Genomic DNA, 19,198 nt, shown 5'->3' with positions numbered 1-19,198 from the left:
GCGCAATGGGTTGAGGTCCGGTCAGGCGGACGCCCGGCCGAGGGCCTAATATAGGCAATCACTGCGCGGTTTGCCCGGTTCCGATCAAATTGTCGCAGGCGAAATTCAGACGCTCTCGCCGGGGTTTTCCAGGCTGAACGTCTCGGACTGCTCGTCATAGGCGAACAGCTCGGCGTAACGGCCCCAGGACACCACCGTCTTCAGCGTCTCGTCTGCATAGTCTTCGGACATATAGTCCTCGAGCTCGTTGCGGAAGCGTGCCGCGGGTGCGGTGTGCGAGGGGCGCTCGTCGAGCACGCGGCGGATCAGCCCCATCACCGGAACGTAAGTGACGAGGTGTTCGGCGAACAGCCTCTTGCGCGCGTCGGTCTCGAGATGGGCGAAGCGTTTGCCCGCCTCGGTGAGCATCAGGTCGCCTTCGCTCAGCTGAGCGAACCGCAACAGCTGCAGGGACTCGCCGAGATGCAGGATCTCGTCGGCCTCGAGCTGAAGCTGGCTCGCGAGCACCGGCAGGTCAGCGTGTCCGTGATAGGGCGNCCCCCGCCAGTGTCTCGATCAGGCCGGACAGCACGTTGGAGGACACGTGGTGCAGGGTCATGCCGACGCCGGAGCCGGGGATGCCTTCGATGGCGGGCGCCTTGGGCTCCGCCCGCTGGGTCATGCGTGCGTAGATGCTGTCGACGAGCTGGCGAAAATGGGGATCGAGCCGGTTGCGCGGATGCGTGAGATCCACCTTGATCTCGGCGGCGACACGACCTGGATTCGATGAGAACACCAGGATGCGATCGCACATCAAGACTGCTTCCTCGATATTGTGCGTCACCATGAGGATCGACTTGATCGGCAGCCGGCCCTCGATCCAGAGATCGATCAGATCCGTACGCAGCGTCTCGGCGGTGAGCACGTCGAGTGCCGAGAACGGCTCGTCCATCAAGAGCAGGTCCGGATGCACGACCAGCGCCCGGGCAAAGCCGACGCGCTGGCGCATGCCGCCCGAGAGTTCCTTGGGATAGGCCGATTCGAACCCATCGAGGCCGATCAGGTCGATTGCCGCCAGCGCGCGCGTGCGGCGCTCGGTGGCATCCACGCCGAGCGCTTCGAGCCCAAGCTCGACGTTTTGCAGCACCGTCAGCCAGGGAAATAGCGCGAATGACTGGAACACCATGGCGACGCCGTTCGGCGGCCCGATGATGCTCTCGCCCCGACAGGTTGCTTGTCCCGAGGACGGAGCCACCAGACCGGCGATGATCCGCAGCAATGTAGACTTGCCGGAGCCGGAACGGCCAAGCAGGCCGACGATCTCGCCCGAGCGGATGGTCAGATCGACCTTCTCCAGCACCAACAGCTCCTCGCCGCTGCCCTTCGGAAAGGACCGGCAGACACCACGAATATCGATAAGGGCAGAAGCTTTATCGAGCATGATGGCCTCCTCCTCACCCGAGCCGCAGGCGGCGCTCGCCGAAGGCGTAGAGCGGCCGCCAGACCAGACGATTGAACAGTGTTACCAAGATGCACATCGTGGCGATTCCGAGAACGACGCGTGGGAAGTCGCCGGCCTCCGTCGCGGAAGCGATATAGGCGCCGAGCCCGGTTGCCTTCAGATGCGTGTCGCCCCAACTCGCGACCTCCGCGACGATCGACGCATTCCAGGAGCCGCCGGAAGCGGTGATCGCGCCGGTGACGTAATAGGGGAAGATTCCGGGAATGATCACCTTGAACCACCACCGCCATCCACCAAGGTGGAGACTGCTGGCGGCCTCGCGCAGATCGCTCGGAAAGGCGCTGGCGCCCGCGATGACGTTGAACAGGATGTACCATTGTGTGCCCAGGATCATCAGCGGGCTCAACCAGACATTGGGGTTGAGCCTGAAGCTGACGATGGCGACGACGAAGACGGGAAAGGCGAGATTGGCCGGAAACGCGGCGAGAAACTGTGCCAGCGGTTGGATGCGTTCGGCCAGTTTCGGACGCAGACCGATCCAGACGCCGACCGGCACCCAGATCAGCGTTGCGAGGCTGATCAGGACGACGACGCGCAACAGCGTGATCAGCCCGTCACGGATCACGATGAGGACGTCGGGCAGGCCGAGACTTGCCGAGAGGTAACGATAGGTCAGCCAGCCCGCATAGGCGGTCCCGGCGAGAATGAGCGCGATCCAGACCCCATCGATCAGCCGCGATGGCCGTCCTTTGGCTTTGGTCGCCGGCCGCAGTTTTGGCAGCGGAATGCGGAAGTTCGAGATCGCGCGGTTGACCGCCGAAAAGGGAAGCGTGAGAGCGCGCAGCGCCCGGGTCCGGCGAAACAGGTCGAGCACCCAGGAAGCCGGCGCCTCGCCGGACGCCGTCTGCTCGAAACGGAACTTGTCGGCCCAGGCGACGATGGGGCGGAACAGCAATTGATCGTAGGCGATGATGACGAGCAGCATCGCCAGGATGGCGTAGAAGATCGCGGGCAAATCTTGCTGCTGGATGCCCAGCGCGACATAGGAGCCGATTCCCGGCAGGGTCACCGTGGTATTGCCGACCGTGATCGCTTCCGAAGCGACGACGAAGAACCAGCCTCCCGACATCGACATCATTGCGTTCCAGATCAGTCCGGGCATCGCGAAGGGCACATCGAGGCGCCAGAAGCGTTGCCAGCCCGACAAGTGAAAGCTCTGCGTGGCCTCTTCCAGATCCTTCGGCACGTTGCGCATGGACTGATACATGCTGAACGTCATGTTCCAGGCCTGACTGGTGAAGATTGCGAACACCGAGGCAAGCTCGGCGCCGAGCACCTGGCTCGGAAACAAGTTCATGAAGAAGACGACGGTGAAAGTCAGAAAGCCCAGGATTGGCACCGACTGGAGGATGTCCAGCACCGGGATCATGACCATTTCCGCGCGCCGGCTCTTGGCGGCGATCGCCGCGTAGATGAAGGTGAAAACCGTCGAACAAACGATCGCCAGCAGCATCCTCAGGACCGTGCGTAGCGCATAGAGCGGCAGGTTTGCCGGATCGAGCGAGACCGGCGTGCGTTCGAGCTCGGACAGGGGCGCGGTGGTCTGCTCGCCGCCATAGACGATCAGCACCATGGCGCCGATCACCAGGACCAGTGCCACAACGTCCCAGACATTGGGGCGCAGCGCCCGGCCGATCGAGGCCGCACGTAAATCTCGTGGCTTCATACGGCCCGTCCCTGGGCTAGAACTCCGCGTGCAGGCGGCCCGAGAAGATCGAGACCGGGCCACGGTCGGCATTGTAGGCGGGATTGACGACGAGCTGATAGTCGGCCGTCAGGGTGACGTTCTTGATCACCGAATAGGCGTAGTAGGCTTCGAGAATGCTTTCGTTGCGATAGTTGAGCTGCCCGTCGCCGATCAGCAGACCTAAGCCGCCCGCGGCCAGGAAATCGCGATGCGAGGGCGAGAGCCCGTTGATCGCGCCGCCGATGCCGACGGTGTCGTCCGGCCGTCCCCAGCGGCTGCCCTTGATCGAGACACCGCCGGAGAGACTGCGATCGATGTCGGTGAAGGACAGGATCTGGTTGTGGCCGTCGTTCCAGCTTGCGCGCGCGAACAGTCCGACGTCCTTGACGATCTGCTGCTCGAGATTGACGTAGAAGCCGTATTTGGGCCGGGTGCGCTGGGTCGCGGTGGCGATGTCGTTGATGTCGAGGGCCGGATTGGCCGCAGCAAGGTCCAGCACGTCGCGGTAGTTGGCGGTGTTGCCGCTGTTGGCAAAGACGCCGACGCGCAGTTTGCCGGGCTGCTCGAAGATCGCATGGCGTTCTTCGAACTCGACCACCGTGCCGCCTGTCTTGAAGGTGAGCACGTCGCTGTTGGGCGCGGCCGGCACCTGGAACAGGCCGGCGCGGATCGCCCAGTCCTTGCGGTTCAGCTCGACCACGGCGCCGCGGGTATAGCCGGGAAGATCGGCCGGGAAGTCGTAAGCCGCCGACGCCCACATCGCCCAGTTCATGAAGTCGGCGCGCGGATCCTTGGCGTAAGCATTGCCGTCGAAGAAATCGCCGACGGCAAAACGGCCGACGATCAGCGTGACGCGGTCGATGTCGCGCTTGCCTGCGAGCTGGTTCGGCGCGTCGGCGACCTCTTCCTGCTCGCCGCCGAGGCCGAAGGTCTGCTTGAGGTAGTAGCGTTGCGGCCGGATCTTCGGGAATGCCGCGCCGGCCTTCTGCGCTTCGCCGTTGGAAAAGCCGCCAAGGCCGAGCGTGCCGGCGAGGCCAAAGCCTTGCGCCAGCTCGGGGTTGAAGTAGAACTCGCCGCCGTCCCACAGGCGCGCGCCCAGGAAGGCAGTCGTCGTCCACGTCGCTTGCAGCTGGCCGCCGCCGGGAAGGCTTTGCGGACCTGCATAGGGCGAGTGGATCGGCCCATAGCCCTGCGGCAGGAACGTCGTTTGCGCGTGGACATTCCAGTCGTTGGATTCGGGCAGTTTCGTCTTGCCGTCGACGGACGGCACCCACGGCGTGTCGCCGAACTGATAGTTCAGGCCGAGCTTGAACAGGTGGATGCGCGGCTCGACGTTGACATTGTTGAAGCCGAATCTGCTCAGATCGTAAGTGTGGCGCGACAGATCGACATATTCGTACTCGGCCTTCGCGGTCCAGTTGCCGCTGATGGCGTATTCGAGGCCAAGTCCGGCCGTCCATCCCGCCTGATAGTGTCCGGAACGCGCGACGATGTTGCTGCCGCCGGGGTCGTTGATGTCGACATGGGTGTGCCCCCAGGCGAAGCCGCCGGTGACATAGGGCATCAAGCGGCCGAACGCGTAACCGATGCGGCCGCGCACGGTGCCGACATAGTCGATCGTGGTGTTGAAAGGTTGAGGGTCCCGGCCCAGCGCCGCCGTATCCAGCGGGCCGGGGAACGTGGCATCCGCCTCGATGCCGAGAACGACGTTGTTGGCGAATTGGCGATTGTAGCCGAGCTGATAACCGCCATTCAGTCCGGTCGCGCTGTGCGGCAGGAACACGCCCTGCTCCGGCAGCGGATGGGTGCCGGGCCCGAAGCTCGCATCGCCATAGCCGAAATGGCCGCCGACATAGAAACCGGTCCACTCATAGAGAGTTCTTGCCGCCCGCGCTTTCAGCGGCAGGTCAGCTGCAAGACCTGTGGCGGGCAGGATCAGCACGCTGATTGCGGCGGCTGTTCCCAAGACCCGCTGTCGGTGACCTCTCAACGTCAAACGCACGTCCCCCAGACGCAAATGTGCCCCACCGCTCGGACATCCCTGCCGATTCGCGGCCATCCTGTCATCAGGTTCTGGTTGTTCACCCGAACCGAGCAAATGATCCTGGCTCGGCGCGATTTCTTCCCAAGTCCCTGCGCTTGTTGCGGACCTTATTGCGAGTAATTCGCAATAGCAACTGATAGGGATTGCCACAGACGATGGTTCGCATCCTTGTGTGACAGCGCTGCAACAAACTCCGGGCCCGAAAATGGATGACCCGCCCGGGGGGACAACCGGGCGGGTCGGGGGCACGACACGGGGTGGATGAGGCGCCCGTGTCGGACGCAGGATCCACTTAAGATCGGCCTCAGGTCCTCAAATCAGTAGCAGGTACGAACGCGGCCGACGTACTGGCCGTAGGCGTTGTACTGGGCGACCCAGCCGCAGCGGTGATAGCCGTAGTAATAGGGGTCGCTGCTGGCGGCGATTGCGGTGCCGACGACGGCGGCGGTGGCGATGCCGGCGCCCACACCCCAGCCCCAGCCGAGCGGCCTCGCTTCGGCCTGCGACGTCGTGGACACGATGCTGCCGGTGAGGGCGAGGGCAGTGAGAACAACAGTGGCAATCCTGGTCTTGATCGACATGTGAAACTCCATCCGGGTTGAGGCGGTCCGTTGTGGCCCGCGTGCCCAATTGGACGGAGGCTCTTCGCGTCCGGTTCGAAATCGCCAGACGCAGTCGCCGAAGCCGGTGCTTTTCTCAATGATTCCAGAACGATGAAGGCTAGCCGAGCGGGCCCTTGGCGAGCCTGCTCACGTCGAAGTTATCGACCTCGGCCAGCAGTTCGCAGAAGGCGCGCGCGCCCTGGTCGACAAGCCGTTCGCCCTTCTCGCGCGAAGCCAGCGTCGCGTTGCCGACGGCACCACTCGTGTTGAGGTCTTGCGCCTGCCAGGCGAACGGCGCGGGGCGCTGCGTCGACAGCCAGCGATACTGCTTTTCCATCGCGATGCTGCTCGCGGGAAAATCCGCGATCGCATTCATGCGCACTTGATCGGGATAGCGCGCCAGCATGATCGAGGTCTCGACCGCGCCGCCATGGATGCCGTGGCGTACTTCCTCGGCCGGGAACAACGTGTCCGCGCCTGATAGCCGCGACCACGATGTCGTCACCACGAACAGCTTCTGATGTGCGCGAAGATCCTGCGCCACCAGCATCATTGCCGCGCTGTTGCCGCCATGGCTGGTGATGATGACGAGCTTCTTCACGCCGCGCCGCGCGACGTCTTCGCCAAGTCCGGTCCAGGCCTTGAGCGCAACGTCGGTCGGCAGCGTCAACGTGCCCGGATAGTCGATATGTTCGGTGGAAATTCCGACCGGTTGAACGGGCAGGAAAGTCGCCGGGATATTCGCGGGCAACAGCTCCCGCACGCGCGCCAGATAAGCGTCCGCGATCAGGACGTCGGTCTCAAACGGCAGATGCGGGCCGTGCTGCTCCGTCGCCGCCAGCGGCAGCACCGCGATCCAGCGGGCAACCTCCGCTGGGCTGGCGTCTGCCCAGGAGATTTCGGTCCAGTTGCGGGAAGGCGTCATAGCGTTTTCTTTGGAGGTTTCTTTGCGCGAATTTGTCACGTAGTTTGGTGTTATCAGGGGACGCGGGCCGGGCCGGCTCGCGTCCCCGAACTTCTTGCGGTTTTATCGCGTTGGTTTGGCATCGGCTAGAAGCGATCGACGGAGTGCCATTATGACCCCCTCTCATCTGCGGCGAGCGTTAACGGCGGGCTTGCTGGCCGCTTTCGCGTCGCTTCTCCCGGCGCGCGCCGAGACCCTGGACAAGGTCACCTTCGGCACCAACTGGGTCGCCGAGGCCGAGCATGGCGGCTTCTTCCAGGCGGTCGCCGACGGCACCTACAAGCGCTACGGCCTCGACGTCACCATCGTTCCCGGCGGGCCCAACGAGAACAACCGGATGCTGCTGATCGCCGGCAAGATCGATTTCTTCATGGCTGCGAACACGCTGATGTCGTTCGATGCGATCACCAACAACGTTCCGGTGGTCACGATCGCCGCGATCTTCCAGAAGGATCCGCAGGTGATGCTGACGCATCCGGATGCGAAGGTCGCAAAGATCGAGGACCTCAAGCCGCTGACGCTGTTCGTCTCCAAGGAGGGCATGACCAGCTACTTCCAGTGGCTGAAATCCGAATACGGCTTCAGCGAGAAGAACGTCCGCCCCTATAATTTCAATCCGCAGCCCTTCATCGCGAACCCCAAGAGCGCGATGCAGGGCTACGTGACGTCCGAGCCCTTCGCGGTGGAGAAGGCGGCCGGCTTCAAGCCCAACGTGCTCCTGCTCGCCGATTACGGCTTCAACACCTATTCGACCCTGATCGAGACTCGCCGCGACATGGTCGAGAAGAAGCCCGATCTGGTGCAGCGCTTCGTCGATGCCTCCATCGTCGGCTGGAACAATTACATCTACGGCGACAACTCCGCCGGCAATGCCATGATCAAGAAGCTCAATCCGGAGATGACCGACGAGCTGCTCGCCTATTCCGTCGCCAAGATGAAGGAGTACGGCATCGTCGACTCCGGCGACTCCCTGAAGAACGGGATCGGCGCAATGAGCGACGAGCGCTACACCTCGTTCTTCGACAAGATGGTCAAGGCCGGCGTCGTGAAGCGCGATATCGACTATCGCAAGTCATATACGCTGCGCTTCGTCAACAAGGGCGTCGGCGTCGAGTTGCGCCCCGCCAAGCCGTAACGCAAGGTCCATGTCAGACGTCAAAATTTCGTCCGGGGTCGAGGCCGGCCTGACGGCGCTGGCCGTCAGCCTGCGCGACGTGACGAAGACCTACGACAACGGCGTCATGGCGCTCGGCCCGTTCGATCTCGCCGTGCGCAAGGGCGAGTTCATCTCGCTGCTCGGACCGTCCGGCTGCGGCAAGTCCACCGCGCTGCGCCTGATCGCGGGGTTAGGTGCGCCCTCGTCCGGCACGGTGCGGGTGTCGCGCCATGAGGGCGCGGCGCAGCCGGGCCACGGCATCGGCTTCGTGTTCCAGGAGCCGACCCTGATGCCCTGGACCAGCGTGCGCGAAAACGTACGCCTGCCGCTGAAGCTCGCGCGCGTGCCGAAGGCCGAGGCCCGCGCCCGTGTCGATGAGGCGCTCGCAAGCGTCGGGCTTGCCGAATTCACTGATGCCTTTCCGCGCGAACTCTCCGGCGGCATGAAGATGCGGGTGTCGCTGGCGCGCGCGCTGGTCACCGATCCCGACATTCTCCTGATGGACGAGCCTTTTGCCGCGCTCGACGAGATCACGCGCTTCCGCCTCAACAACGATTTGCTCGCGCTGTGGCGGGGCCTGGGCAAGACCGTCATCTTCGTCACCCATTCGGTGTTCGAGTCCGTCTATTTGTCCCAGCGCGTCGTGGTGATGACGGCGCGGCCCGGTCGCATCCAGGCCGACATCCGCATCGAGACGGTCGAACCGCGCGGCGAGGAATTCCGCACCTCATCGGCTTATGCCGACTATTGCCGCAAGGTGTCGGCGGCGCTTGCGCCGTCCTATTCGGGACAGTCGATGCTATGAGCGCGCAGTCCTCCGCCCCCGCAAAGCCGTCGGCCGCGCAGCGCGCGGTCCGCTTTGTACTTCCCATCATCGTCTTTGCCGCGGGCTTGGCTGCCTGGGAACTTGTGGTTCGCGTCAAGGAGGTCCCGCCTTACGTACTGCCGGCACCGTCGGCCATCTTCCTGACGCTGATCAACGATTGGGCGGTGCTGTCACAATCGCTCGCCACCACGCTGCTCACCACGCTTGAAGGTTTTGTGGCGGCGAGCATCGGCGGCATTGCGCTGGCGCTGTTGTTCAACCAGTCGAAATGGGTTGAATATTCGCTGTTCCCCTACGCCGTCGTGCTCCAGGTCACGCCGGTGATCGCGATTGCGCCGCTGCTCCTGATCTATCTGGAGCAGCAGACCGCGGTCGTCGTCTGCGCCTTCATTGTCGCCTTCTTCCCGGTGCTGTCGAACACCACGCTGGGGCTGAACTCGGTCGATCGCAACCTTGCCGGCTTGTTCCAGCTCTATGAGGCATCCGGGCCGCAGACCCTGCGGTTTCTGAAACTGCCATCGGCGCTGCCCTATATCCTCGGCGGTCTACGCATCGCCGGCGGACTGTCGCTGATCGGCGCCGTCGTGGCCGAAATTGCGGCGGGCACCGCCGGGGCAGGGTCCGGGCTCGCCTACCGGATCGCCGAATCCGGCTACCGTCTCAACATACCCCGCATGTTCGCAGCGCTGCTTTTGCTGTCGCTTGCCGGGATTGTCATTTATGGGTTGCTGGCGCTAATTTCGCACCTCGTTTTACGGCGCTGGCATGAAAGCGCGCTTGGAAAGGAAAGCTGATGACGACCGGTTCGATTTCGTCCGAAAAGATCGACCTCCTGATCTATGGGCCGGTGCGGCCGATCCTCGACAACGGTTTTTCCGATCATTTCGTCGTGCACAAGGCCGAGACGCGGGCCGATCTGGAACGGCTGACGCCGGCGGTTCGCGAAAAGATCCGCGGCGTCGCGGTGACCTATCACACCGTGCGTGCCGACAAGGATTCGCTGTCGCACTTCCCGAAGCTGGAGATGGTGGCGAGCTTCGGTGTCGGTTATGACCACATCGATACGGCCTATGCGCGCGAGCACAACGTCATCGTGACCAACACGCCGGACGTGCTGACGGAAGAAGTCGCCGACGTCGCGATGGGCCTTCTGCTCGCGACCTTGCGTGAGTTCATCAAGGCCGACCGCTACGTGCGCTCCGGCCTGTGGCAGACGCAGAATTATCCCCTCAGCGTCGGTTCGCTGCGCGACCGTAAGGTCGGCATCGTCGGCATGGGGCGGATCGGCCAGGCCATTGCGCGCCGGCTCGATGCCTCGCTGGTGCCGGTGGTCTATCATTCGCGCAATCCGGCAAAAGACGTCTCCTACAAGCACTATCCCGACCTGATCGAGATGGCGAAGGCTGTGGACACGCTGATGGTCATCGTGCCCGGCGGCGCCAGCACCAACAAGATGATCAATGCCGAGGTGCTGAAGGCGCTCGGGCCGCGCGGCGTGCTGGTCAACGTCGCGCGCGGCTCGGTGGTCGACGAGCCGGCTCTGGTCCAGGCGCTGAAGTCCGGCACCATCCTCGCCGCCGGCCTCGACGTGTTCGCGGCCGAGCCGAACGTGCCCGACGAGCTCAAGGCGATGCAGAACGTCGTGCTGCTGCCGCATATCGGCTCGGCGTCGGTGGTCACGCGCAATGCGATGGACCAGCTCGTGGTCGACAATCTCAAGACCTGGTTTGCCGGCAAGGCGCCGTTGACGCCGGTGGCGGAAACTCCGACGAAGGGCCGCTGATGACAGCTCTTCGGGTCGTTGCATTGGCCATCGCGGCATGTATCGCCGCGATGAGCCCTGCGCGGGCGCAGGATGCGACGACCCTGAAGAAAGACATGGTCGGGCAGTGGGAGCTCTCGACCACCGAGCGCAGCAAGACCTGCGTCGTCACGCTCAAGGGCGATGCCGCTGGTCACGGCTTCAAGCTCGAGCTGGAGCCGGCCTGCAGGACCGCGCTGCCGTTCACCAAGGACATCGTCGCCTGGAGCGTCAAGGGCCTCGATATCGTTCGCTTGCAGGATGCGACCGGGGAAGCCGTGATCGACTTCACCGAGGTCGAGGCCGGGATCTTCGAAGGCCTGCGGCAGGGCGAGGGCGTCTACATCCTGCAAGACCTCGCCGCAGCCCGCTCGATGGCCAAGTCGATGGACCAGATGATCGGCGACTGGGCCATGGTGCGTGGCAACGGCCAGCCGGTTTGCGGCCTGACGCTGACCAACACCGAAGCGGGCCCGGATAATTTCCAGGTCTTCCTCAAGCCGAAATGCGATCCCGCCATCGCGCAGTTCAATCCGACGCAATGGCGGCTCGAGCGCGGCCAGATCATCCTGATGTCGAAGGCCGGCGAGACCTGGCAGTTCGAGGCCGATGACAACGCGCAATGGCGCCGCGTCCCCGACACCGCCGATCCCCTGATCATGCTGCGTCAATAATTTTTCCCGGCGGATGTCGATTCGGCCGGAGTTCGATCGTCACATCCATAGCGAGCCGGTTTGCGGCCGGAGCGGCTGCTGCTCGTGCCAAGGGAGTTTTTCATGCGCTTCATGTACTTCGTCACCTCCAGCCAGCCGATGGCTGCCCCGACCCCGGCGTTGATGGAGGCCATGCAGAAAATATCCGAGCGGGAGATCAAGGCCGGTCGAATGATCGACAATGGCGGCCTGATGCCGCTCTCGACCGGCGCGCGGGTGCGGATCGTCGACGGCGAGCTCAGTGTCATCGACGGTCCCTTCGTCGAGGCCAAGGAGGTGATCGGGGGCTACGCCATCTTCGAGCTGCGTGACAAGGAGGAAGCCTTGGCCATGGCGAAGGAATTCATGCAGTTGCACCTCGACCACATGCCGGGCTGGGACGGTACCTGCGAGTTGCGGGCATTCGCCACGCCGGACATGGACGGGGCCTGCCAGATCGACGCGCGGACCAGGGCGGCCGCCCACGCCTGATGGACGCCATCGCTCGTCTCAGTCGGCGGCGATGACGGCCGCCGACACCGATCGTGCGATCCGTGCCGCATGGCGCGTCGTGCAGCCGCGGCTGATCACGACGCTGTCGCGCATGCTGCGGGACGTGCCGCTTGCGGAGGAATTGACCCAGGACGCACTGGTTGCCGCGCTGGAAGTCTGGCCGCTCAGCGGAGTGCCGGACAATCCCGGCGCCTGGCTGGTTGCGACAGCCAAGCGCCGTGCGCTCGACCATTTGCGTCGGGCCAAAATGCTCACCCGCAAGCAGGAGGTGCTGACGCGCGACCTGATGCAGGAGCAGGAAGCGATGCCGGATTTCGACGCCGCCCTCGACGACGACATCGGTGACGAATGGGTGCGGTTGATCTTCACCGCCTGTCATCCGCTGCTGCCGCGGCAGGCCCGCGCGGCGCTGGCGCTGCGCATGATCTGCGGCCTGACCACCGATGAGATCGCACGCGCGTTCCTGGTCACGGAGGCAACCGTCGCCCAGCGCATCGTCCGCGCCAAGCGCACGCTCTCGCGGTCGGGCCTCGCCTACGAGACCCCAAGCGGCGAGGCGCTCTCGGAGCGTCTCGCCTCGGTGCTCGAGGTCATCTATCTCATCTTCAACGAGGGCTACGCGGCCTCACGCGGCGAGGAATGGCTGCGGCCGCAGCTCTGCGACGAGGCTCTGCGCATGGGGCGGGTGCTGGTTGGGCTCGCGCCGCTCGAGCCGGAGGTGCACGGTCTCACGGCGCTGATGGAGCTGAATGCCGCGCGGACGCGGGCCCGCACCGGCATCGATGGCGAGCCCATCCTGCTGATGGACCAGGATCGCAGGCTCTGGGACAGGCTCCAGATCGGCCGTGGCCTTCGCGCGCTCGGTCGCGCGCGCGACCTTGGCGGTGCCGGCGGGTTCTACACGCTGCAGGCCACGATCGTCGCGTGTCACGCTACGGCGGAGAGCGCCGCAGCTACCGACTGGCGGCGCATCGCAGAGCTCTATGGTCAGCTTGCGGCGCAGGTGCGCTCGCCCGTGATCGAGCTCAACCGGGCGGTCGCGCTTGGCATGGCCGAAGGGCCGCAGGCCGGGCTCGATCTCGTGGACCTGATCGCGGATGAGCCGGCACTCAGGGCGTATCACCATCTCCAGGCTGTCCGCGGCGACCTCCTGCAAAGGCTCGGCCGCTTCGCCGAGGCGCGCGCATCGTTCGAGACCGCTGCCCGTCTTGCGACCAATGCGCGCGAGCGCGTGTTGATGGAACGACGCGCGGCAGCCATGGCCGATGTCGACGGCACGGCTTGAGCCTCGCTGGAGCCGCTGCGCAGCAAGTCCCCTGATCATGCTGCGTCAGTAGGCGCGCCGCCTCGCGCGGGTCGGCGCTTTAGGTCACCGGCTTGGGCGGCGGCGCGGTGCCCTGTGCCCATTTCTCCAGCTTGCCGAGCACGCCCCAGGCTGAGAGCGCCAGGAAGACCGGCATGGCGAACTGACCGAGACCCGGCACCGCCGACACGATCGTTCCGAACAGCCCGGCGAGGCCTCCCGCATCGGGGCTTGCCGTCACCGCTGAGAGCAGCGCGGTGATGAGCGTGCCGCCGACGCCGAGCGCGGTCTTCCTGCCGTCGAGGAGCTTGCCGATCGTCTCGCCGAGCGCGCCATTGACCTGGCCGAGCACGGGCTTGCCGTTGTTGTTGAGCAATGTGCCGAGCATCTCGACGACCTGCTTCAACTGGTCGACGGGAGCGGGGTTGGTCGGAGTGACTGTTCCAGGCATGGGAGCCTGCTTGTTGAGGAGGGAGAAGAGGCGTTCGAACAGGCTGATCGGATCGTTGGTCGCCGTTGTGACGCCGCCCGGTGCCGTACCTCCTGTCGGTGGCCGCACCAGCTGCGCGAGGTCCTCCAGCCGCATCAGGATCTGCGACATGTCCACGGGTGGCATCACGGTGACCGGCTGGGACGCCCGCGTGATGGCGGCAATGGTGGCGGCATCGAGCAAGCCGGAATCCTTGATGCCGTTCTGCTGCTGAAATCGCGAGACCGCTGCCTTGGTTCTCGGCCCGCTGATGCCGTCCTCGGCGAGCGGCGGATTGGCGCCGAGCCGGTTCAGCGCCTGCTGCATCAGAAGAACCGTCGCCGCCATTTCGTCATCGGGCTCGGGATTGCCCGCGCCCGGCGGGCTGCCGTTAAGGGTGATCGAGGGATCGAGCGTCATCATCGCGTGCAGGATCACGGCGGTGCCGAGTTGCGAGTCGACGTTGCTCGGATCGAACACGTGGTCGCGGACGAACTTGCCGGGCCTCGCCTCGGGCGGGCCGTAGAGCGTTGAGCCGCCATAGAGATAAGGCGAGTTGACGCCCTTGGCGTGATAGCCGAAGCCGTTGAAGGCCTCGAGCCGGAACAGGGTGCGCGCGGCGCTCCAGTCCGTTGCGCCGACGAAGTCCTGGATTCTCAGCGCGTCCACGGCGCCGTCGACGAACGAGCTGAACGGGCCGCGCCCCTTCGGCACGATGGTGGTCATGCGGTTGAGCGACTGGCCGTTGCCGAGATAGGTGTCGAAATCGAAATTGGACTCGCGATAGTGGCAGAGGGCAACGAAATGCCAGGGTACACCGGTGCGTTGCTCGATCTGCTGATAGGCCGTCTTGCCGTTGATCGCCCGATGCGCCACCGCGTTCGCATCGTCGAGGCGTGAGGGCCGGATCTGAAGATTGGTCCAATTCCTCTCATATTCGCTTTTCAAGCTCTGAAATGATACCATTTCCCGCTCCCGCGAAATGCTAAAATTGCTTGGATCTCCATGCTCGTTTGAGCTGCGTGCCGCCATCGCGGCAGGAGCTCTCGGCGCAATGGACGCAATTTTGCAGGCAGCCCGAACAAGTGCGTGTGAAATGGCTTACACGGCCGGCGCGAAATCGCTGACGTTGCTGCGATCAAACGCCGCAATCTTCTGCGCAAACAGCGATACGACGACGCGGGGAGCCGGGAACCGGCCGGAGCCGTCATCCGTTATCGACAGAGATGATCCCGCTGGGAGCCCCGCATGACCAAGCGCGTTCTTGCGATCGGCATCGAACCGGGCAGCGTCGACTACAGCGCATTCCCGCAGCTCACGCCCGAACTCGTCCGCAACTACATCGAGGCGCAATTGCTGCGGCTACGCGGTCTCGGCTTCGAGGTTACGAGCTGCCTGATCGATTTCGATGCCACCGCGGAAGCCGCCGTCACGGCGGCGTTGCGCGATGAGAGCTTCGATTGCATCGTCATCGGCGCGGGCCTGCGCGAGCCGAGGGAGCGTCTCCTGCTGTTCGAGAAGGTGCTCAACCTCGTCCACCAGCTGGCACCGAAGGCCGCGATCTGCTTCAACACGACGCCTGCCGACACGGCCGAAGCCGTGCAACGCTGGATCAGTCCCTGAACGGGAATTTCGCCCCGCCGGACCGCATCTGCTCTGAGCCCCCGGCGACACCGCGTGGCGCGTCAGTCCTCAAATGGCGATGATTGTTCTGGCTGGAACCCGCATCCGACGCTATGACTGGCGTCAGCACAGGGAGGGCTCAAAATGCTTCGTGGTCTTGGAATTGCGGCGTGTCTGACGGTTGCCATGGCGATACCGGTCCATGAGGCGGCGGCCCAGGATGCCGTCGGCGGCGCCATCATCGGCGGCGTCGGCGGAGCGATCCTCGGCGGGGCGCTTGGCGGCGGCCGCGGAGCCGCAATCGGCGCCGTTGTCGGCGCCGGCACGGGTGCTGCGATCGCCTCCGAAGGCGAGCGGCGCCGCTCAGGCTACTATGCCTACCAGCGCGGCTGCTACATGCAGCGTCCCGACGGTTACTACGTCCGCGTCGATTCCCGGTATTGCTACTGAGCGGCTACGAGCCTTCGCGCTCTAGTTCCTTGCCGTTGCGTCCGGCATGATCTGCAACAGCGGCTCCGGATGGATCGAGACCTGACCGGCAAACGGCCGGTCATGCGCGGCGATCAAGAGCACCGAGGTGGCGACGCCGGTCGCGAACAGCCCCATTGCGATTGCCCCTCCGAGGCGGTTGTCGCAATGAACCAGGCCGATCGCCAGCAGCGCGCAGGCAGCCTGGAGGTACAGGCACCACCATTTGACCGAATTCACCGCGGCGAGGCTGACGATGATCCGCTGCCGTCGCGCATCCAGCGCCTGCTGGAGCGCGGCGATGATCTCGCGCTGAACGGTCTCCTGACCCCGGCCCTGCGGCGTCATGGTGACGACGAGCTGCAACGCTTCGGCGAGCGCCGGCGGTGTCTCCTTCAGCGATATCGCCTGATGCGCCATCATCGGCCACTCCACCGTCGCGGCCTGCCCGATATAGTCGCGCACCAGCCCGCGTAACCGTCCCTCCTGCTCGGCCGGCAGGCCCGCCGCCAGCAGCACGGCGCTTCTGAGCGCGCTGGCCTCACGGCTCACTGCCGCGCTGGCGCGGTCGCTGTCACCCCAGACCTGCGCCGCGGTGAAGGCGACGAACAGGCCGAAGATGATGCCGAGCACCGGCAGCATGCCGGGCGAGATCGCCTTCAGCGATTTCGCGCGCTCCTCCGTCGCGATCATCGCGACGGCGGCGAAGATGGCCGCGGCCAGCAGAAAGGTGAATCCGAAGATCACCAGCGCCATCCACGGCACCGGCAAATTGTGCAGCCAGTCGCTCATTGTGTCCTTGTCACTTGATTCGGAGCCTAGATCAGCCGCATCCCGCGCAGGCTGGCGTGCCCGCTCTTGCCGACGATGATGTGGTCGTGCACGGCGATGCCGAGCGGTTTTGCGATGTCGATGATGGCCTTGGTCATCTGGATGTCGGCCTGGGACGGCGAGGGATCGCCGGAAGGATGGTTGTGCACCAGGATCAGCGCGGTTGCCGAGAGTTCAAGCGCGCGCTTGATCACCTCGCGCGGATAGACCGGGGTGTGGTCGACGGTGCCGGTCTGCTGCACCTCGTCGGCGATGAGCTGGTTGCGCTTGTCGAGGAAGAGCAGACGGAATTGCTCCTTGTCGGCAAACGCCATGCTGGAGCGGCAATAGTCGATCACCTCGTTCCACGACGACAGAGCGTTGCGGCTGTTGACCTCGCCCTTGGTCACGCGGCTCGCCGCGGCTGCGATCAGCTTGAGCTGGTTGATGGCGGATTCGCCGACGCCTTCGACCTCGCGCAGCCGTGCGACAGGCGCATGAACGACCTCGGCGAACGAGCCGAACGTCTTGATCAGCGTCTTTGCGAGCGGCTTGGTGTCGCGACGTGGCAGCGCCGGAAACAGCGCCATCTCCAGCAGCTCGTAGTCGCTCAGCGCATCCGGACCTGCGCTATAGAAGCGCTCGCGCAGCCGCTCGCGGTGGCCGTGATAGTGCGGCGGCTCGGCAGGCTCGGGCGACTTGGGCGGGACGCTGGATTTGGCGGGCATCGCGCGCCAGCATCGCCGCGGGTCATTTCTTTTGCAACCGCCAATTGCGGCGATGCGGTTCTAGCGGCGCGGCTTCAACCCCGGCACCAGCGCGGCGAGCCGGTCCTTGATCGGGCGTCCGAACATCGGTCCGCCCATGCCTGACGGCGGTGGGCCAGGCGGAGGTCCACCGCGCATGCCCGGCGGGGGTGGTGGCGGACCGGCGTGCCCGACGGTCGCGTCAGTGCGGCGGTCGACGCCGAGCGTCAGTGTCGCGACGTAGCGGTCGCGCTCCTCCTTCACGGCGCAGAAGGCGCGATGCTCGGGATCGGAGCGCTCGATCACGTGGTCATTAGCGTTGATGATCGTGCGCTGCCGGGCGCGGTCCTTGTAGGCGGGGACGTTGGTGTAGATGAACTCGTTCAGCGCGTCGGGCAGGAAGGTCTGCCCGGTCAGCACTGTGCGATCGTCGAGAAACACCTTGAAATGGATGTGCGTGGTGCGGCCGTCATACCAGCCGGGATAGATGGTGTTGAACAGGGCCCAGCCGGCCTCGTCGGTCATCTGCGTGCCACGCAGGAACGTCTTGCCGGTCGCATCGATATCGTGGCCGTCGCCCTGACCGGGATAGGCGGAGTAGAGGCCCTTCGCGTCGCAATGCCAGATATCGACCCGGGCGCCCTTGATTGCCGTGCAGGGCCCCGCCTCGATCACGCGCAGCCGCAGCGTCAGCGGCACGCCGGGCCTGCCTTCCGTGATGTCGGAACGAACGAGTTTCGGGTCGGCATAGAACGGCCCTTCCTCCGCCTGCGGCGTCAGGATGCAGGCCGGCTCGCTGGAGCTGACGGCGGGCTCGGAAGCCGCTTGCGCGCGGGTTTGCAGCAGGCCCGCAGCGCTGGCCGACACGAATCCAAGGAAGCCGCGACGCGTTGACTTGGCCAATCGTCTCTCCTGTCCGCCCCAACGAGAGATCGTGATCGGCAGGCAGGATGGCAAGATCAGGCCGTGATAATGGCCGCAATCAGATCGACGGTTTCTCGGCGTTTCGCTTCCGCGAAGGTGCTGTAACAGCCACCACCCCGGCCACAATGAGCACCATTCCGGCCAGACCAGACCAGGTCAAGCGCTCGCCAAGCAGAGCGATGCCGAGCGCAACCGCGAATCCCGCGCGCAGGTAGCTTCCGCTGGTCGTGCCGAGTGGGCCTAGCGTGTGGATCAGCCGGAAATAGATCACCATCGCGAGCGCGGTGCAGACGACCGCGAGAGCGATGACCGCTGCGATCGCCTGTGCCGTCGGTGCCAGCCTCCACGGCTGCTCGAGAGCGGCGGCCGCGGGGACCATCAAAATCGCGGCGCAGCTCATGGCGCCGGCCGCCGTCACGATTGCCGGCAGGTTCGAGAACCGTTGGCCCCAAATCGGCGCGAGCGCGTAGCTCAGGCTTGCGCCGAGCACCGCCGCTTGCGCCAGCGGCGCTGCCGTGCCGATCCCGGACCGCGCATCGATGCGCATCGTCATTGCGACGCCCGCAAGGCCAAGACCGACGCCAATGATCTTTTGGCCGCTGATCGTTCGGCGCCCGCGTCCGGTGAACATCGCGAGCGCGAGCACGAACATCGGCGGGGTTGCATTGAGCACGCCGGCGAGCCCGCTCGCGATATGCATCTCGCCCCAACTGATCAGGGTGAACGGCAATGCGCTTTGCAGCAGCCCTTGCACGAGGAAAGCGGCCCACACCGATCTCTGGCGCGGAAGGAAGTGCCCCTGCGCGCTCGCTATCAGGATCAGGAGAATTGCTGCGATCGTCACGCGCGCGGCGACCATGGTGAACGGCGGAATCGAGGGGATCGCCACCTTGATCAGCGTGAACGAACTGCCCCAGATCAGCGACAGGAGCAGCAGGAGCCAGATCTCGCGTGTGAGAAAGGTTTGCTCCGACGTTGCCTGCTGCGCCTGCGTGTTCATGCGATCTGCTCCGGGATGTGTCGGCACCATGATCCGGAGCGGCGGCGCAGGCTGGCTGAATTCGGACCT

Annotated in this window: 18 protein-coding genes and 2 pseudogenes; 9 read left to right on the top strand and 11 right to left on the bottom strand. The window is 64.8% G+C overall.

Going from position 1 to position 19,198, the window contains the following annotated elements; genetic code table 11:
* Positions 1–105: 105 nt before the first annotated feature.
* The 6 genes and pseudogenes from AXW67_RS44040 to AXW67_RS15335 form a co-directional block, all read right to left on the bottom strand.
* A pseudogene (locus AXW67_RS44040) lies at positions 106–536 on the bottom strand (AAA-associated domain-containing protein); the annotation flags it as partial.
* Between the two features lies 1 nt (position 537).
* Positions 538–1,420 (bottom strand): annotated as a pseudogene (locus AXW67_RS15355) (ABC transporter ATP-binding protein); the annotation flags it as partial.
* A 13-nt stretch (positions 1,421–1,433) separates the two neighbouring features.
* Positions 1,434–3,167 (bottom strand): ABC transporter permease, encoded by a 1,734-nt coding sequence (locus AXW67_RS15350; protein ID WP_063678557.1) that lies wholly within the window; start codon positions 3,165–3,167, stop codon positions 1,434–1,436.
* A gap of 16 nt (positions 3,168–3,183) precedes the next feature.
* Positions 3,184–5,247, bottom strand: coding sequence for a carbohydrate porin (locus AXW67_RS15345; protein ID WP_082907897.1), 2,064 nt, complete (start codon positions 5,245–5,247; stop codon positions 3,184–3,186).
* 302 nt (positions 5,248–5,549) lie between these two features.
* On the bottom strand, positions 5,550–5,813 hold the full coding sequence (locus tag AXW67_RS15340) for a hypothetical protein (protein ID WP_063678662.1): 264 nt from the start codon (positions 5,811–5,813) through the stop codon (positions 5,550–5,552).
* 139 nt (positions 5,814–5,952) lie between these two features.
* Positions 5,953–6,759, bottom strand: coding sequence for a creatininase family protein (locus tag AXW67_RS15335; protein WP_063678555.1), 807 nt, complete (start codon positions 6,757–6,759; stop codon positions 5,953–5,955).
* A gap of 151 nt (positions 6,760–6,910) precedes the next feature.
* On the opposite strand from AXW67_RS15335, the gene AXW67_RS15330 reads away from it, so the two are divergent.
* The 7 genes from AXW67_RS15330 to AXW67_RS15300 all read left to right on the top strand — a co-directional run bounded on the left by AXW67_RS15330 (position 6,911) and on the right by AXW67_RS15300 (position 13,071).
* Positions 6,911–7,933, top strand: coding sequence for an ABC transporter substrate-binding protein (locus AXW67_RS15330; protein ID WP_063678554.1), 1,023 nt, complete (start codon positions 6,911–6,913; stop codon positions 7,931–7,933).
* A 10-nt stretch (positions 7,934–7,943) separates the two neighbouring features.
* Positions 7,944–8,759 (top strand): ABC transporter ATP-binding protein, encoded by an 816-nt coding sequence (locus tag AXW67_RS15325; RefSeq protein WP_063678553.1) that lies wholly within the window; start codon positions 7,944–7,946, stop codon positions 8,757–8,759.
* Complete coding sequence (locus tag AXW67_RS15320; RefSeq protein ID WP_063678552.1) at positions 8,756–9,574, top strand: ABC transporter permease; 819 nt, start codon at positions 8,756–8,758, stop codon at positions 9,572–9,574. The genes AXW67_RS15325 and AXW67_RS15320 overlap by 4 nt, the downstream gene beginning before the upstream one ends.
* Positions 9,574–10,563, top strand: coding sequence for a 2-hydroxyacid dehydrogenase (locus AXW67_RS15315; protein WP_063678551.1), 990 nt, complete (start codon positions 9,574–9,576; stop codon positions 10,561–10,563). The genes AXW67_RS15320 and AXW67_RS15315 overlap by 1 nt, the downstream gene beginning before the upstream one ends.
* A complete protein-coding gene (locus AXW67_RS15310) occupies positions 10,563–11,255 on the top strand; it encodes an AprI/Inh family metalloprotease inhibitor (RefSeq protein WP_063678550.1) in 693 nt (230 codons plus the stop codon). Before AXW67_RS15315 ends, AXW67_RS15310 begins: the two co-directional genes overlap by 1 nt.
* A gap of 102 nt (positions 11,256–11,357) precedes the next feature.
* A complete protein-coding gene (locus AXW67_RS15305; RefSeq protein WP_063678661.1) occupies positions 11,358–11,765 on the top strand; it encodes a YciI family protein in 408 nt (135 codons plus the stop codon).
* A 31-nt stretch (positions 11,766–11,796) separates the two neighbouring features.
* Positions 11,797–13,071: an RNA polymerase sigma factor gene (locus tag AXW67_RS15300; protein ID WP_063678549.1), complete on the top strand. Its 1,275-nt coding sequence runs from the start codon at positions 11,797–11,799 to the stop codon at positions 13,069–13,071.
* A gap of 79 nt (positions 13,072–13,150) precedes the next feature.
* Here the strand turns inward: AXW67_RS15300 and AXW67_RS15295 are convergent, their stop codons facing one another.
* Positions 13,151–14,524, bottom strand: coding sequence for a peptidoglycan-binding protein (locus AXW67_RS15295; RefSeq protein WP_063678548.1), 1,374 nt, complete (start codon positions 14,522–14,524; stop codon positions 13,151–13,153).
* A 282-nt stretch (positions 14,525–14,806) separates the two neighbouring features.
* Here AXW67_RS15295 and AXW67_RS15290 point away from each other — a divergent pair, with 282 nt between their 5' ends.
* Both AXW67_RS15290 and AXW67_RS15285 read left to right on the top strand, forming a co-directional pair.
* Entirely contained in the window at positions 14,807–15,181 is a 375-nt protein-coding gene (locus AXW67_RS15290; RefSeq protein WP_063678547.1) for a hypothetical protein, read from the top strand.
* A gap of 144 nt (positions 15,182–15,325) precedes the next feature.
* Positions 15,326–15,631 carry a YMGG-like glycine zipper-containing protein gene (locus AXW67_RS15285; RefSeq protein ID WP_063678546.1) on the top strand — a complete coding sequence of 102 codons (306 nt, stop codon included), beginning with the start codon at positions 15,326–15,328 and terminating at the stop codon, positions 15,629–15,631.
* A 21-nt stretch (positions 15,632–15,652) separates the two neighbouring features.
* Here the strand turns inward: AXW67_RS15285 and AXW67_RS15280 are convergent, their stop codons facing one another.
* The 4 genes from AXW67_RS15280 to AXW67_RS15265 form a co-directional block, all read right to left on the bottom strand.
* Positions 15,653–16,441: a bestrophin-like domain gene (locus tag AXW67_RS15280; protein WP_063678545.1), complete on the bottom strand. Its 789-nt coding sequence runs from the start codon at positions 16,439–16,441 to the stop codon at positions 15,653–15,655.
* Between the two features lie 26 nt (positions 16,442–16,467).
* A complete protein-coding gene (radC, locus tag AXW67_RS15275; protein WP_063678544.1) occupies positions 16,468–17,187 on the bottom strand; it encodes a RadC family protein in 720 nt (239 codons plus the stop codon).
* A gap of 60 nt (positions 17,188–17,247) precedes the next feature.
* On the bottom strand, positions 17,248–18,108 hold the full coding sequence (locus tag AXW67_RS15270; RefSeq protein WP_063678543.1) for an intradiol ring-cleavage dioxygenase: 861 nt from the start codon (positions 18,106–18,108) through the stop codon (positions 17,248–17,250).
* 79 nt (positions 18,109–18,187) lie between these two features.
* Complete coding sequence (locus tag AXW67_RS15265) at positions 18,188–19,129, bottom strand: DMT family transporter (protein WP_063678660.1); 942 nt, start codon at positions 19,127–19,129, stop codon at positions 18,188–18,190.
* Positions 19,130–19,198 lie beyond the last annotated feature (69 nt).

The sequence above is a fragment of the Bradyrhizobium neotropicale genome, assembly GCF_001641695.1.
GTDB lineage: Bacteria > Pseudomonadota > Alphaproteobacteria > Rhizobiales > Xanthobacteraceae > Bradyrhizobium > Bradyrhizobium neotropicale.
The sequence above is the reverse complement of the archived record's forward strand: the minus strand, read 5'-3'. Positions and strand labels throughout refer to the sequence as shown.